This is a genomic window from Mesorhizobium sp. AR07 (genome assembly GCF_024746815.1).
GTDB lineage: Bacteria > Pseudomonadota > Alphaproteobacteria > Rhizobiales > Rhizobiaceae > Mesorhizobium.
In genome coordinates this window covers 2,351,323-2,365,557 of sequence record NZ_CP080525.1, presented here as the reverse complement: position 1 = coordinate 2,365,557, position 14,235 = coordinate 2,351,323, and the positions used below count along the sequence as shown (strand labels likewise).

At 59.3% G+C, this 14,235-nt stretch carries 17 protein-coding genes and 1 pseudogene; 8 read left to right on the top strand and 10 right to left on the bottom strand.

The genetic code is table 11. The annotated features are described in order from the left end of the window. Positions 1–3 precede the first annotated feature (3 nt). Positions 4–597: an SOS response-associated peptidase gene (locus BPNPMPFG_RS12000; protein ID WP_258596723.1), complete on the bottom strand. Its 594-nt coding sequence runs from the start codon at positions 595–597 to the stop codon at positions 4–6. Here BPNPMPFG_RS12000 and BPNPMPFG_RS11995 point away from each other — a divergent pair. The 3 genes from BPNPMPFG_RS11995 (at position 531) to BPNPMPFG_RS11985 (ending at position 2,996) form a co-directional block, all read left to right on the top strand. Beyond that, entirely contained in the window at positions 531–863 is a 333-nt protein-coding gene (locus tag BPNPMPFG_RS11995) for an ATP-binding cassette domain-containing protein (RefSeq protein ID WP_258595562.1), read from the top strand. The genes BPNPMPFG_RS12000 and BPNPMPFG_RS11995 overlap by 67 nt on opposite strands. Before the next feature lie 333 nt (positions 864–1,196). Continuing rightward, positions 1,197–1,943 (top strand): ABC transporter permease, encoded by a 747-nt coding sequence (locus BPNPMPFG_RS11990; RefSeq protein WP_258595561.1) that lies wholly within the window; start codon positions 1,197–1,199, stop codon positions 1,941–1,943. A 51-nt stretch (positions 1,944–1,994) separates the two neighbouring features. Beyond that, entirely contained in the window at positions 1,995–2,996 is a 1,002-nt protein-coding gene (locus BPNPMPFG_RS11985; RefSeq protein WP_258595559.1) for a sugar ABC transporter substrate-binding protein, read from the top strand. A 558-nt stretch (positions 2,997–3,554) separates the two neighbouring features. Here the strand turns inward: BPNPMPFG_RS11985 and BPNPMPFG_RS11980 are convergent. The 6 genes and pseudogenes from BPNPMPFG_RS11980 to BPNPMPFG_RS11955 all read right to left on the bottom strand — a co-directional run. Continuing rightward, positions 3,555–3,740: pseudogene (locus BPNPMPFG_RS11980) on the bottom strand (ferritin-like domain-containing protein); the annotation flags it as partial. Between the two features lie 225 nt (positions 3,741–3,965). Further along, positions 3,966–4,850: an NAD(P)-dependent oxidoreductase gene (locus tag BPNPMPFG_RS11975; RefSeq protein WP_258595558.1), complete on the bottom strand. Its 885-nt coding sequence runs from the start codon at positions 4,848–4,850 to the stop codon at positions 3,966–3,968. Positions 4,851–5,104: 254 nt separating this feature from the next. Continuing rightward, on the bottom strand, positions 5,105–6,010 hold the full coding sequence (locus BPNPMPFG_RS11970) for an NAD-dependent epimerase/dehydratase family protein (RefSeq protein ID WP_258595557.1): 906 nt from the start codon (positions 6,008–6,010) through the stop codon (positions 5,105–5,107). A gap of 47 nt (positions 6,011–6,057) precedes the next feature. Then, positions 6,058–7,089 (bottom strand): aldo/keto reductase, encoded by a 1,032-nt coding sequence (locus tag BPNPMPFG_RS11965; protein ID WP_136616857.1) that lies wholly within the window; start codon positions 7,087–7,089, stop codon positions 6,058–6,060. Between the two features lie 62 nt (positions 7,090–7,151). After that, entirely contained in the window at positions 7,152–8,177 is a 1,026-nt protein-coding gene (mgrA, locus tag BPNPMPFG_RS11960; protein WP_258595556.1) for an L-glyceraldehyde 3-phosphate reductase, read from the bottom strand. A gap of 173 nt (positions 8,178–8,350) precedes the next feature. Beyond that, on the bottom strand, positions 8,351–9,256 hold the full coding sequence (locus tag BPNPMPFG_RS11955; protein ID WP_258595555.1) for a LysR family transcriptional regulator: 906 nt from the start codon (positions 9,254–9,256) through the stop codon (positions 8,351–8,353). A gap of 192 nt (positions 9,257–9,448) precedes the next feature. Here BPNPMPFG_RS11955 and BPNPMPFG_RS43140 point away from each other — a divergent pair, with 192 nt between their 5' ends. The 5 genes from BPNPMPFG_RS43140 to BPNPMPFG_RS11930 all read left to right on the top strand — a co-directional run bounded on the left by BPNPMPFG_RS43140 (position 9,449) and on the right by BPNPMPFG_RS11930 (position 12,845). Then, positions 9,449–9,802, top strand: a complete 354-nt coding sequence (locus BPNPMPFG_RS43140) for a LysR substrate-binding domain-containing protein (protein WP_413776846.1) — start codon at positions 9,449–9,451, stop codon at positions 9,800–9,802. A 168-nt stretch (positions 9,803–9,970) separates the two neighbouring features. After that, positions 9,971–10,492 (top strand): SDR family NAD(P)-dependent oxidoreductase, encoded by a 522-nt coding sequence (locus BPNPMPFG_RS11950; protein WP_258595554.1) that lies wholly within the window; start codon positions 9,971–9,973, stop codon positions 10,490–10,492. Positions 10,493–10,551: 59 nt separating this feature from the next. Beyond that, positions 10,552–11,178, top strand: coding sequence for a transglutaminase-like cysteine peptidase (locus BPNPMPFG_RS11945; protein ID WP_258595552.1), 627 nt, complete (start codon positions 10,552–10,554; stop codon positions 11,176–11,178). A gap of 456 nt (positions 11,179–11,634) precedes the next feature. Then, positions 11,635–12,462, top strand: coding sequence for a diacylglycerol kinase family protein (locus BPNPMPFG_RS42880; RefSeq protein ID WP_319945987.1), 828 nt, complete (start codon positions 11,635–11,637; stop codon positions 12,460–12,462). A 158-nt stretch (positions 12,463–12,620) separates the two neighbouring features. After that, positions 12,621–12,845, top strand: coding sequence for a hypothetical protein (locus BPNPMPFG_RS11930; protein ID WP_258595551.1), 225 nt, complete (start codon positions 12,621–12,623; stop codon positions 12,843–12,845). A 291-nt stretch (positions 12,846–13,136) separates the two neighbouring features. On the opposite strand, the gene BPNPMPFG_RS11925 is transcribed toward BPNPMPFG_RS11930, so the two are convergent. The 3 genes from BPNPMPFG_RS11925 to BPNPMPFG_RS11915 all read right to left on the bottom strand — a co-directional run bounded on the left by BPNPMPFG_RS11925 (position 13,137) and on the right by BPNPMPFG_RS11915 (position 14,010). After that, on the bottom strand, positions 13,137–13,445 hold the full coding sequence (locus BPNPMPFG_RS11925) for a hypothetical protein (protein WP_258595550.1): 309 nt from the start codon (positions 13,443–13,445) through the stop codon (positions 13,137–13,139). A 67-nt stretch (positions 13,446–13,512) separates the two neighbouring features. Then, complete coding sequence (locus BPNPMPFG_RS11920) at positions 13,513–13,734, bottom strand: DUF768 domain-containing protein (protein WP_258595549.1); 222 nt, start codon at positions 13,732–13,734, stop codon at positions 13,513–13,515. 45 nt (positions 13,735–13,779) lie between these two features. Beyond that, on the bottom strand, positions 13,780–14,010 hold the full coding sequence (locus BPNPMPFG_RS11915) for a hypothetical protein (RefSeq protein ID WP_258595548.1): 231 nt from the start codon (positions 14,008–14,010) through the stop codon (positions 13,780–13,782). Positions 14,011–14,235: the final 225 nt, after the last annotated feature.

Genomic DNA, 14,235 nt, shown 5'->3' with positions numbered 1-14,235 from the left:
GCGTCACGATCTTTCCTCCCGCACGGTCTCGACCGCAAGCGATCCGGCGGCCGGCGGTCGTAACAGTTCCGCCTCCGATTTGCTGAGACCAATCCATGCCGACCAATCCTCCGGCCGCAGCACCACGACTTGCCGATTGTGATACGGGGCGACGTCCGGACCAGGCTCGGTCGTCAGCATTGTAAAGGTGGGTGGCTTGTTGCCAGACCCTTCGCGCCACAATCCGGCGATCGCCATGAACGGGGCGCCGTTGAGAGTGAATCTGTGCTTCGCCTTGGGATATTTCGTGCCTGTGAATTCAAAGAAGGCCGACGCCGGAATGAGACAGCGTTTGCTGTTGCCGAACTGGCGCCCCTCCGAGCGAAAGTTGAAAATGGGTCCGCCTTTCGATCCGGAAGGCGGAAAGCTAAATGTCATCCGCGTCAGTTCGATGGCGTCGCCAGCCGCGCGCATGACCGGGGCAGGATCATTGATCCGGACGTCGTCCGACCGTGGCAGGTCGAGTTCGGTCTGATGGCTGGGGATGTTGAGTGCCAGCGACTGCATCATCCTGCAGTACTCGGCCCAAAGAATATGCTGCTCAAAGTCATTGCACAGTAAGCGCCAAGGGCAAACGACTTCAGATCAAAGTTTCGAACGCGGAGCAAAGCGTCGGTACGCTGAGCGGTGGCAATCAGCAAAAGGTCGTGTTTGGCCGCTGGCTGGCCACCAATCCGCGTCTCTTCCTGCTGGATGAGCCAACGCGCGGTCTCGACGTGAGCGCGAAGGCGGAAATCATGAAACTCATCGTCGAGCTGGCCGACCAGGGCTGCAGCTGCCTGATCGTCTCTTCGGAACTCGAGGAGCTGAAACGCGCCGCATAGCAGGACGACAAACGTAGCAAGGATCGGGTCGAGGCCATGATCCTTCATGAGAAGCGCACCGACCGCGCATGACAGGAATGCGGTCGAGCCGACGGAAATATCCAGTCTGCCCGAGATGATGACGAGGCCGAGACCCGAGGCAATGATCGCCAGTGGCGCCATCGTATGGAAAATGTTCAAGATATTCTCGCCGGACAGGAAATGCTCTGTCAGAACGGAAAACAGCAGGAACGTTGCGCCCAGAACAACGAAGAACCCATACTTGACGAGTCCTTCCATGGTGCGTTTGATAATCATGACTTCGCCTAACATTCAGTTGATCGCCGAGATCGATTGCATCAACTCTCCACTGGTCGCCGATCCCGGCAGTTCTCCGATCAACCGTCCACGACTGATGATCAGATAGCGGTCGCAGACACGCATCTGGGCGCGGTCAATGGCGCCATCGTTTCGGTGCTCAAGGTCAACTCCCTCATTGCGACGCTCGGCACGATGATCGCCTATCGAGGCATTGCGCTGTCGTTGACGGATGCGCTCCTGGTCCCGTTGCCCGAGCCAATTCGCGTGTTGGGCAATGCTCGGCTAGGCCCCATTCCGACCGATATCCTCATCATGGTTGTCATTCTTGTCGGCGTGCATCTGCTCCATGCCAAGACGGCGTTCGGTCGACAACTCGTGGCAATGGGCAACGATATCGCCATTGCGCGAAAGGTCGGGTTGCCGGTTGATCGGGCAGGCTTCCTCAGCTTCGTGCTTGCCGGTGTGCTGGCGTCCGTGGGCGGCATTCTCACCACGGTTCAGAACGGTGCGGTCAGTCCCTGGCTCGGCAGCGGCGTCGAGTTCACGGCGCTCGCGGCGGTCGTTGTGGGCGGCATCAGCCTTCTCGGTGGCCGTGGAACCATCCTTTTCAGCATTATCCCCGGGGCATTCATCTTCGAGATGATCCGCAACGGTCTCACCCATCTCGGTGCCACGCCTTATTCCTATCGGCTTGTCGGTGGCGCCGTGATCTTCGCAGCGATGTATGCGGATGCACTGAAGAGCGGACGCGTTTCGCTCAGATGGAGGACAGCTCCCTAGTCGGGTCCGTTCTGGATATGCGTACAAGCCAACTAACCAAAGGAGGAACAAATGAAACGTTACATATTGAGTGCTGCGCTGCTGCTGGGTTTCGTAAGCCTGTCACCAGTTCATGCCGAGCCGCTGAAGGTCGGATTCTCGTTGGACACCAAGGAGTCCACGCTTGAGACGGCATGGGAGACCTTCCTGAAGTCCGAGGGAGAAAAGCAGGGCAAGGCTGCCGGGTTGGAATTCGAATGGACGATCAACGTCGCAAATGCCGATCCTGCCCGTCAGGCGGCGAACATTGATGATTTGATCACTGCCGGCGTCGACGTCATCATCGCCCGTGCCTTCGACTCGGGTGCGATCGGGACGTCAATCAAGGCGGCAAAGGACGCTGGAATACCTTTCGTCACATTCGACCGGGGCTCCACCAGTGGGAAGCCGACCGCGCATGTCGGGGGCGACAGCTACGACCAGGCGCGCAGCACTGGATTGGCCTTCGCTGAGATCCTGAAGAAGGCTGGCGTTAAGGGAAAGTGCATCGAGCTTCAGGGCATGCTGACCGACATCAATGCCGTCAACCGGAGCAAGGGCTGGAATGAAGTCGGCAAGGAGACCGGTCAGTACGAGACGGTTCTCCAGGTACCGACGGAATGGAATCCCGAGCTTTTTCTCTCGGGTCTCACCAATGCGCTGACGGCGAAGCCGGAGGCCAATTGTGTGTTCGCGGCGAGCGATTTCGCGTTTCCATCAATCCAGGCCGCCTTGGAAAAGGCTGGGCGATGGGCACCGACCGGCGCGCCGAAGCATATGTGGCTCGCAACCAACGACCTCCTGTCGGCGGCGGTGAAGCCGATGGAAGATGGCTACATCGACGTCTCAACCAACCTGGGATGCGTATTTGCAGGCCAAGGAAGCCGTTCGCGTCCTCATCGCCATCAAGAAGGGCGAGGATCCGAAGTGCGGACCGGATGGCTGCCTTGCCAAGGGGCGCGTTGTGACGCCGGCCACCATCAAGGACACGCCGGATCTCTGGTCACGGGACGTCAAATAGCCGATTGCGAATGACGGTCGCGGCGAAGGCGATCTGCCTTCGCCGCGGCAAAGAGGCTCTCCTCGCTCCGACACGGCAGCCGCGTGCTCCTTCCTGCCATATGCAAACGCGGAGGTGCTCGCTGTTTGGCTTCGACGGAACGATACGGGAAGACTTCAGATTTTGGCCCACGAAAAAAGCAATAAAATCAAAGGTTTGAATACGTCCTCCGGGCCCACCATATTAATGTATATCAAAGGCTACCCGAAAATATTCACAGGTGAGTTCAATTATCTCGGCTAAGCTCATGGCGTTCGAAAGAAAACATTTGGGCCCTTTGCGCGTCGATTCTCCTTCTCATCCAAGACACACGTCACACCTAATACAGAAATTCTGGCGCCGAAAGAGCGCTGAGCGATCCGTGCGGTGATCGGCGGCAACGACGTGCAAATGGGATGGTTGGGCGCTCATGTGGCAAGGGGGAAGTCTGCATTTTCCCTGCCATAGACCGGTCGGATCGAAGCAGTCATGGCGAGCATCCTCAAACCGTTGGCTAATTCGAGCTGACCCCGTCGCCGCGCGGCGGCAATGCGTTATCCGTTAGTGCCGCGCAGCGTCTCGAATAGGAACCAGACGCGCTTCTCGCCCTCGTCGATCCAGTTTTCCATAAGGCTGGCGGTGGCCACATCGCCATATTCGTCGCAGAGATCGTGCATCGAGCGCATGCTCGCGACCAGCGTTGCATTGTCCTCGCGCAGTTCGGCGAGCATCTCGTGCGGCTGAGCCAACGGGAGTGGTCCGAACAAGGAAGAGCGTGCTCAGCGATCGTCGATTTGGCCACGTCGAGCGGTTCAGCGGCGCGCAGGGCAGTATCCAAGAAAGCTGTGGCCGCCCAAGAGCGCTCCCGGTCTGCGATCCTTTTTGAATGAAATGCGCAGTCAGGTCGATCCTTGGACAGGGGGCCACCTCCTGGTCTGCCTTTGCTGGCGCGGAATCGCGGGTCCCTACTTTGCTGCCTCCCCAGCATCTCTTGCTGCAAGCGAACCAAGTGCCGACCAGTCGAGATTGTCGCCGCCATGGGCGAGCAGGCTCAGGAAGCGGTCACGCAGAAGGCTGGCGATGGGAAGCGGTACGCGCAGCTCTTCGGCCGCCGCGAGCACCAGCCGGATGTCCTTCTGGCCGAGTGGTGCAGCGAAGCCTGCCGGCTCGAATTTTCGATCGACGATCAGCCCGCCATAGGTCTTATAGACAGGAGCGCCAAACAACGTCGAGGTGAGCATATCGAGATACTGATGTCGATCGACGCCGCCTTTACCGACAAGTGCAAGCGCCTCGCCGAGTGATTCGATGACCGAAGCGATCAGGAAATTGCCGCTGAGTTTCACGAGATTGGCGGCCTTGGGCGTCTCGGATACAACGAAAGTCTTCTGCCCAACGGCGTCGAAGAACGGAGTCGCTGTTGTGACCGCCTCCGACTCGCCGGCGGCAACGACAAAGAGCTTTCCGTCCGCCGCAGCCTCAGGCCGACCGAACACGGGAGCGGCGACGAAGCGTTGGCCGGCTGCGGCGTGATCGGCTGCGAGCCGCCCCGCCAAGGCAACACTAATTGTACTGGAGGAGACATGGATCGCGCCTTTGGCCAGGCTCGCAAGTATGCGTTGGTCGCCATACACCACGCTTTTGACCGCATGGTCGTCTGCCAGCATCGTCACGGCGATCTCGCCATCGCAGGCTTCCGCAACCTCGGCGGCAGACCGGGCGCCCATCTGGACGAGCTCTTCGTCCTTGCCGGGCGTCCTGTTGTAGACGGTAACGTCATGCCCGGCCTTCAAAAGATTGGCTGCCATTCCAGCACCCATGCGCCCGAGTCCAATGAAACCAACATTCATAAGGGTCTCCTTTGTCGATGACCCACGTGCAGATCCAGAGTTCGCTCCGTCTTGGAAAAGCGCTCTGAAGCGGCCGGGGCGATGATCGATGCTGCCTCGGACTCTGGTCCGATCGCAGAGATCATCAGCGTGCGCTGACGATCCTACTCCATTTCTTCGTCGCGACGGCTGTGCTTTGAGTTCTCGGGTGTCGTTTTGCCCCCAGGACGAGCGGAACGAACGGCCGGTACTCCCACACCGCGCCGGCGCCTTCGTCAGACATATTTCCGCCAGTTATGCTCCTCGCGGAATCCGAGTACCTCGCGCGCCTTGCGGTTGGACAGCGGCGCTTCGAATTCGCCCATCGGGCGGGTGAGCGGCACATCAGGGCACCAACGCCTCAAGAAGGCCTCGGTCGGCTCATTGGCGGTGATCGTGTCGTTGACGGCATTGAATACCTGAAAGCCGAGACCGTCCCTACGGACGCAAAGATCGACGATCTGACCCAGGTCGCGCGCGTCGGTGTAGCTCCAGGCATTTCGTTTGCGCGACGGTGGATCGGCGACGAAACTCGGGAACCGGTCGTATTCATGCGGCTCGATTACATTGCCGATGCGAAGCGCATAGATGTCTGTACCGAAGCGCATGGCGAAGGCGCGCGCCGTTTTCTCGTTCACCACCTTGGACAGGCCGTAGCTGTCCATCGGGTCGACATCGTAATCCTCCTCCAGGGGAAACTGGTGGAGGTCCTTGTCCCCTTCCGCGAAGCAGATGCCATAGGTGGTTTCGCTCGAGGCGATGATGATCTTGCGGATGCCGAGCTTTGTCGCCGCCTCGATGACATTGTAGGTCGAAGCGACATTGGCCTGGAAGGTGACGTTGTCGGGGCGCAGCAACAAGGCGGGGATGGCGGCAAAATGCACGATAGCATCCACCGGCGTAGGCCCCTTGCCCGTGGTGAGCCCGCTGCTGTCGAAATGCATCGACAGCGCGTTGAAGGCCTGCCCGCTGTCGGTGAGGTCGGTGATCAACGTCCTGACACCGGGGTGGGCGAATGGCACCAGATCGAGGTTGAGCACCTCGTGGCCGCGCTCCAGCAGGTAGGGAATAGCGTGCCGGCCGGCCTTGCCGGTGCCGCCGGTAAAGACGATGCGCTTGCCTGGGGTATCGGATGCGGACATGCTGGCCTCCTTTGATGTTTATCGATGCGGTTGGCGTGCCGCCGAAGTCAGCGGCCACCCTCGATCTTGCGGTCGCGCTGGCTTATGCCGCCCGTTCCATAGGGATATTCCGACATTTCCGGTTTGCTCGCCACGTTGAGTTTGGCAATGTTCTCGTCCGTCAGCCTCAGCTTGGCCGCACCGAGATTGTCGGCCAGTTGCTCTCGTGTCCGGGCCCCGAGAATAACCGACGTGACCGCCGGCTGCGCGGCGACCCATGCCAGCGCCACCTGCGCCATGCTCGCCCCAAGCGCTTTCGCGGTATCTTCCACCGCGCCAATCACGTTCCAGGTGATCGGCCTGGCGTTGCGGGCGGCGAACGCTTCCATGCCGCGTGTGGGATTCTCGCCAAGGCGCGTGGCGCCCGCCGGCACCTGGTCGCGCTTGTATTTGCCCGAAAGCCATCCGCCGCCCAGCGGCGACCACGGCAGGAGGCCGATACCGGCGTCGAGCGAGGCCGGCACAAGCTCATGTTCGATGTCGCGGACCAGCAGGCTGTACTGCGGTTGCAGCGTCACGGGTGGTGTGTAGCCATTGGCTTTGGCCAGCCACACCGCCTTGGTCAGGTGCCAGCCCAGGAAGTTGGAGAACCCGTAATAGGCGATCTTGCCGTTACGGATCGAGTCGTCGAGAAAGCGCAGCGTCTCCTCCAGCGGCGTCAGCGCGTCCCAGGCGTGCATCTGGTAAAGATCAACCTGCTCGACGCCCAGGCGTTTGAGCGAGGCATCGAGCGCTGACCCGAGATGCTTGCGGGACAGGCCGAGATCATTCGGTCCCGCGCCCATGGGGAAACGACCCTTGGTGGCGATCACCAGATCCTTGGCGGTTCCGGGCTTGCTCTTGAGCCAACGGCCGATAATCTCCTCTGACACGCCGGCACTGTAGACGTCGGCCGTATCGATGAAATTGCCGCCGGCCTCGACATAATCATCCATAAGCGCGAACGACGTAGCTTCGTCGGACTCGTGTCCAAAAGTCATGGTGCCGAGGCAATAGGCCGAGACGACGGCGCCGCTATTGCCAAGCTTGCGATACTCCATGGTCTTGCTCCTTCAGGGATTTGATCGGGCCTGTCGCGCCGCGGGCCGATGCCATCGTCTCCTCAGGCTGCCTTTGATTGAGCTCGCCAGAGGTCGACGCCGCCCTCGGTTGCGTACCCGTCGATTTTGCGGAGTTCCTCGGTATTGAATTCGAGCTTCTCCAAAGCGCCGAGGGAATCATCGAGTTGGGCCACGTTGCGCGCGCCCGCCAGCGCGCTCGTTACGCGTGGATCTCGCAAGGTCCACGCGATCGCCATCTGGGCAAGTGTCTGCCCGCGGTCGCTTGCGATCGCGTTCAGTCCGCGGACACGCTCTATGTTTGCATCACTCAGCAACTTTGTGTCGAACGAGCCGCCACGCGCCGCACGCGCGCCGTCCGGGACGCCGTTCAGGTACTTTGATGTCAACAGCCCCTGGGCCAAAGGCGAAAAAGCGATGCAGCCGGCGCCAAGCTCTTCCAGCGTATCGAGCAACCCGTCCTCGATCCAGCGGTTCAGCATCGAGTAGGAGGGTTGGTGGATAAGCAGGGGAATGCCTTCAGCGCGCAGGATGCGCTCTGCCTCCCGCGTCCGCTCTGGCCCATACGATGAAATTCCGACGTAGAGCGCCTTGCCTTGCCGCACCATCTGCACGAGCGCGGCGATGGTTTCTTCGAGCGGAACATCCAGTGTCGGGCGGTGGGAATAGAAGATATCGACATATTCGACACCCATTCGCTTCAGGCTCTGTTCGAGCGAAACAAGCAGGTGCTTGCGGGATCCACCCGCGCCATAAGGACCCGGCCACATATCCCAACCGGCTTTCGAGGAGATGATCATCTCGTCGCGGTGGCTCGAAAAGTCCTTTTTGAGGACCAGTCCGAAATTCTCTTCCGCCGACCCGTAGGGCGGGCCATAATTGTTGGCCAGGTCGAAATGAGTGACGCCCTTGTCGAAGGCACGCCGGATCACCGACCGGCCGGTCTCGAAGACATCTTGACCACCGAAGTTCTGCCACAGCCCCAACGAAATCGGCGGGAGCCTCAGCCCGGACCGACCACAGCGGCGGTAGGCAATCGCGTCGTATCTCTTGGCATCTGCAACGTACATTCAAGCCTCGTATTTGCATTGCATGCGCCATTCCGGTCCATCGGCCGCGCAGCATTCGAGAGATTGAATAGCATCGTCGATTAATGAATCAATGGGTGATAGGTAATCAGATCAGTGAGCTGTGCTCATCGATGGCCAATTGATTGTCACCCATGGTCCGGCCTCCGCAAAGTTCATTTCAGCGGATTGAGTTCGCGTATCAGTTGAACAAGGGCGCTGATCCCGAAGGGCAGTTGCCGGCGACTCGAATAGTACATGGACAATGGTGGGCCGATTGACGACCATTGCGGCAGTGCCACTTCCAGCCGTCCAGCCGCAAGGTGAGGGCTCGCGAGCTTTTCCAAGCAATAAAACAGACCAATACCGTCGATCGCAGCATTGATGGCGAAGGCAGACTCACTTGAGATGAGTGAGCCAGGAACGTCGATCTCGCGCCGATCGTCGCCCTGCTCGAATTCCCATTTGTAAATCTGCCCTCGCCCCGTGCGGATGCGGATACATTGATGGGAATGAAGATCGTCAGGCAATTCCGGCCGACCGCGGCGCTCGAAGTAAGCCGGTGCGCCGACGACCACCCACTTGAGTGGCGCCGTCAATGGAATGGCGATCATGTCCTCCGGTATCGTGCCACCATATCTGAGACCGGCATCGAAGCCTTCCGCTGTCACGTCGACGAAGTGATCGTCGACGGCAATCTCCAGTTCGATATTGGGAAAGCGCTGCAAGAAGATCGGCAATGCCGGGCGCAGAAGTAAAGTTGACGCATCGCGCAGTACATTCAACCGCACACTACCGGCGGTCCCTTCGTGGTGCCCGTGCAGTTCTTCCAAGCCGGAATTGATAAGATCGAGGCCAGCACTCACTTTTTCGGCAAGCGCGCTTCCAGCCACTGTTGGAGCAACACTTCGGCTTGTACGGTTCAGCAGCCTTACGCCAAGTCGCTCCTCAAGTGCTTTTACCCTGTGGCTGAGTGCTGATGCGGTTACGCCGAGATTGTCCGCCGCCTTTCTAAAACTGCGATACTGTACGATTAGCAGGAATATCGAAAGGTCGTACATTTCAGCGCGACTGAGCGACATAACAACTCCCAATATCTAGATCGCCACGGCCGGGGCGTTGGTGTGGCATTAAGCAGACGACATCGAAATCCTCACGATTGATCCACCATGCCACAGAAAAATAACGCCGCCACCCGCCAGATGTGTCGAGCTCACCAGTGCGCTGAAACATGCCTTGGCCGGCCGTGACGGGTGTGCTCTCCGCGTTGAAAGATGAACATTCGTCGATTTCGGTCGGATTGGGAGACGGGGAAACGCGTCGATCGCGCCTTTCTGGACGTTGGCATCGAGCGTCGCACAGTCTTCGAGGTCAGCGACCTTGAAACACTCCTGGAACTGGTTGCCCGCGATCCCGCGATAGCCTTTGTTCCGGAAGCCATCGCCGAAGCACGGTCTGCACGCTCAGCATCAACCCGATCGCACAAACAGAACTCTGCGGTCGTAGGCTACGCAGCCGGTGACGGCCCAAATCATTGCCCTCCAGATCACGCGCCGAAGGTCTGTCTGCAACTCTTGGCGGACACGAGGAGACCTGACAGCAGTTTTCAACCAATAAAGGCCCCATGACTTCAAAGGGAAGAACTCGCTCCCGCTCGATGTCCAATCCTTGACCCGCTGTGGCACTGACGCTGAATTGAATAGCGAAGCATATCCCTTTTCGGTCCACCGTTTTTCAGCGGAATAGATCAGAGATGCCGTGATGTGCGCGCATCTGCATCGTCTGCAGGAGGTACCATGCGGTTTAAAGGTCAGGACGTTCTCGTGACCGGCGGGAATTCGGGGATAGGCCGCGGAATCGTCCACTATTTCCTGAAAGAGGGAGCTCGGGTGGCGTTCGCGGGCCGCGATCGCGAGAAGGGCCGCGTCGTTGAAGCGGAAGCAAAGGCGATTGAGGGTGAAGCCCGCTTTTTCGCGTGCGATCTATCGGAGGAACATCAAGTCGAGGATCTGATCGGCCAAATCGGCCATTGGGGGCGGCTGCGGGTTGTGGTCAACAATGCAGGCGCTGGTTCGCGCCGGAGCGGCATCGAACCAGGCGATCGCCCTGGATCGAGATGGGACAAGATGCGTGGCGCCAACCTGGACTCCACCTATTTTGTAGCCTCCTACGCCTTGCCGGTGATGCGGGATTCCGGTGGCGGTGCGATTGTGAACATATCGTCTACGGCTACCTTGCACGGCAACTGGGGTCTGTCCGGGCACAACGCCGGCAGGGCAAATAACCATGACGAACGATCGGTGATGCACATTCATTGACACGCCGGGAAAACAGCCGTTAACATTTCGTTAACAAGAATGAATGGGCGGGGCCACTCATGGCATCCTCGGTGGGTTGGCGTTGTACGGCAAGGAGGTTTGGCTTTGCCGTCGCCTTGACGGTGTTGAGTTCGGCGTCGAATTTGGCGAATGCGTCCGAACTTTCGATGGTCATCGGCGGTCCGACATCCCAGCCGATCGGCCATTACGATTTCTGCAAGATCCACGTCGACGAATGCTCGATCCGTTCGTCCAACAACACGCCCGAGCACATGTCCAGCCAGCTTTTGCGGCAGATCACCGCGGTGAACCTATCCGTGAACACGCGCGTCAAGCCGATGAGCGACATGGATAACTACGGCAAGGAAGAGTGGTGGGCCTATCCGGAGGACGGGTTTGGCGACTGCGAGGACTACGCGCTTGAAAAGCGGCGGGAACTTATCTCCAGCGGCGTCGCCGTATCCAACCTGCTGATGACCGTCGTTCGCAAGCCGGATGGCGAAGGCCACGCCGTGCTGACAGTGCGGACGGACAAGGGCGACTTCATTCTCGACAACCTTACCAACAAGGTTCGCCTCTGGAGCCAGACCGGCTATCGCTACCTGAAGAGACAGTCGAGCGACAATACGGGGCGCTGGGTGTCCATCCTGGGCGGCGACGAAGCGCTGGTCAGCTCGGTAAAATAGTCTTGCAAGCCAGGCTGCTCGTCAGCCTGAACGCCTGTCGTTCTGAATCTCTCTAGGGACGCCCGTCGCGCCTATTCTCCATGAGCCGATTTATTCCATAGTGCCGTTGAAGACAGTTGGTATCCCACCACGCGCCTCTGGACCTGAAGGCGGCAAATCGGCTGCGCCGGAGGGGTATGGTGCAAATCGCCGGTCCTCTTGTCATCGACCCGTCAGGTCGGCCCGGCAGATATGTGCGATGTCTCTTGATAAGACCGACCATGATCGCCGCGCTATCCGCGACCGGGCATTGCGGTGCCGAACAACTGTCGATTGGCGTGGCTGCTGTTCACATTTGGATCAGATTCTGGTCAACGGCCCTTGCTCCCAAGAACAGTCAGAGGTTCTGTCGACGTCCTCGACCTGTCATCGGGTCGTTGAAACAGGCAAGCCACTACTTGTTCGAAGCGGGCATTGATGAACCGCTCTCTGACGAAGCGCCGCGCGCTTTTTCTTGTCAATCGGCGAGCACGTCTAGGATCGCAGCCCATTGATTACGTGCGCGGCTTGCTGCAACGCGGCGGGATTGAACTGATCGACGCCGGGCCCAGTCCAGACGAAAATCTGTCCGACGTCATGAAGCGTCGGGCGGGCGGTTGCGACCTGGTGATCGTGGGTGGCGGCGATGGGACGTTGAATGCGGCTGCGCCAGGTCTCCTGGCGGCATCGCTTCTGTTGGACGTGCTCCCCCTTGGCACAGCGAACGATTTCGCACGGACGATCGGTCAGACATCGAGAAGCGGGTCGTGGCCTTCCTCCGCGCCAGCATGTGCCTTCGGCATGGCGGCGAGCATCGCGGCGCCAGACAGCCCGACAAAGAGGGCCAGGCGGCGGTTCAGATTGGCAGCGGGCATAGCTTCGCCGGCGGCCGGAACGTGGGTGTTCGGCATTGGTATTCTCCTGAAATTGTGCTATACGCACCTTTATGGTGACACATGCACTATACAGGAACATTTCGTGGTGACAGGTGCACAAGTCAGAGCGGCTCGCGGGCTACTAAATTGGACAGTCCGCGACCTTGCTGAGAAGTCCGGCGTGCACCGGAACACTGTGACCAGGATTGAGACCGAGGCGACCACGCCCGGCCATTCAATGGCAGCGGTTCAGACGGCTTTCGAATCGGCCGGCGTCGAGTTCATCCCCGAGAACGGCGGCGGCGCCGGCGTGAGGCTCAAGAAATCACGTGCGACAGACACTCAATTTCCGGACGGCGAAGCCGGCATCATCGATAACAACGAGATGTAGGTGCAGGCGGGGGATTATCTATTTGACAACCACGGCATACGGGATGACTCGCTAACCGACTGTCCAAAGCGTATAAAGCAAACGTCGCCAGCCTTGTATCGGGCGCTGGCGCTTGAAAGAGTCGATCACGCTTTCGCCCCTCTGGAGGGAGAGAGCACATGCTTTTCAATGGCATTGCCGATTCGGAGCAATTAACAATCCTGACCAAGGCCTTGAACGACCATTGCGTGGCCTTTGGCATCGCCGATGAATCGGAACGGGAGATGATCGCGATGCTGGTCATGTCGTTGTTCAACAACGGCGCGACCAGTGCTGAGGAATTGAAGGCCGGACTTTTCGGGGTTTCAGATCGCAATCAGCGCTACGAGCAGCGTCGCCGCTAGACGCCTCATTGGCGCACGGTCACCGTGGCGGCCAATTCGGAAACTGTCTGGCCTGGCTGAGTAGCCGCGCTTCTCTCAGGATCGACGCCCGATTAGGGCCAACCATAGAGACAATATCGCTAATCTGTTCCTCGGTGATGCCCGTTTCAATCGCTAGCGCGCGAATGCTTTCAGCAGCCAACTGAGGCCGCCTTGTTTCCTCGGCCATCGAACTAGTCCTTGGCTCCCTCGATCATAGTAAGCCTCCCGCCGCCAGATGGTTCCCTCAGGCGCTCGGCTGCTGCAGTGGGTTTAGTCTGCTCTTCGCTCGAAAGTCGGCTTCCAGTCGCGGTTGCGCTCCCGCTGCTGGCTTTCGTAATCAGGAATGCATGTGAAGAACACCGGTCGGCGGTCGCGACCCGCGGCCTTGCAATCTGAGCAGCCGAAGAGCCCGACCAGATCCCAATGCATCGAGCCGTGATCGGCGCCGAGCCTGTCGATCAGCGCCTGAATATCGAGCTTTGTCGATTTGCAGCACAACGGATGCCCGCAATTGACGTACATGGTTTCGCGGGCGGCCAAGGTGTCGGCGAGGGTCTTGAGGGGCATGGCGAGCTCCACGGAAGGGTCGCCGCAACGGGAGGCGTATATTCCTCGTCTCGATCTCACTGGCAATGGCTAAAAAAACCTATTCGGGAATGCCAGGATCGAAGTGGACGATTGCGTCCAGGATCGCCCCATAAACACTGCCGGTATCTTCCTCGATTTCGTTCTCGCTAATATCTAGGGCTTTGGCATCGGCGAATAGCTCGTTCGTCAGCTCGCTCACCGAGATTGTGTCCGCGCCGATGGTCTCGGGAATGTTGTTGCTAGGCCACTGATGCAAAAAATCGGTGCCGCGCGTGCTCATTGGCCCAAAATTCCGGCCCGGCGGTTAGGTTCCGAGGAGCGGCCGTTATCTCGCTGTGCGGTCGAGTAAGACGGAAAGTCCGCGTGAAGCTGCCATCTCGACCACAAGTTCTTCCAGATCGAAGTCGCTAAGGGCCGTTTTGTGATCGTTGCGGATTTGCTGGACCGAATCCGCGAGCGAGACAGACGCCAACTTTGCATGGTCGTCGAGCATCCGGCCGATGGCTAGCACCACGTCGGCATCGATATCGATATTGGGCGGCAGCGTGTGCATCATTTCCCCTGCCGCAAATATTGCGCAGACGGAGAAAGCTTGCAAGGCGGCTCACCCAGCCGGCTTGCCGACCGCAGTGCGCCGAAGTCGGAAAGTCCGGCTTCGTTCAGGACGAAGATCTCGTCGAGGCTTAGCTTCTAAAGCAAAGCCCGCCGCTCGGAGGGGTACGGGGAGCGACGGGCCTTGTCGGTTGCCTGTAACTGCGGTGCTTGAGCCGCTTAATGAGGG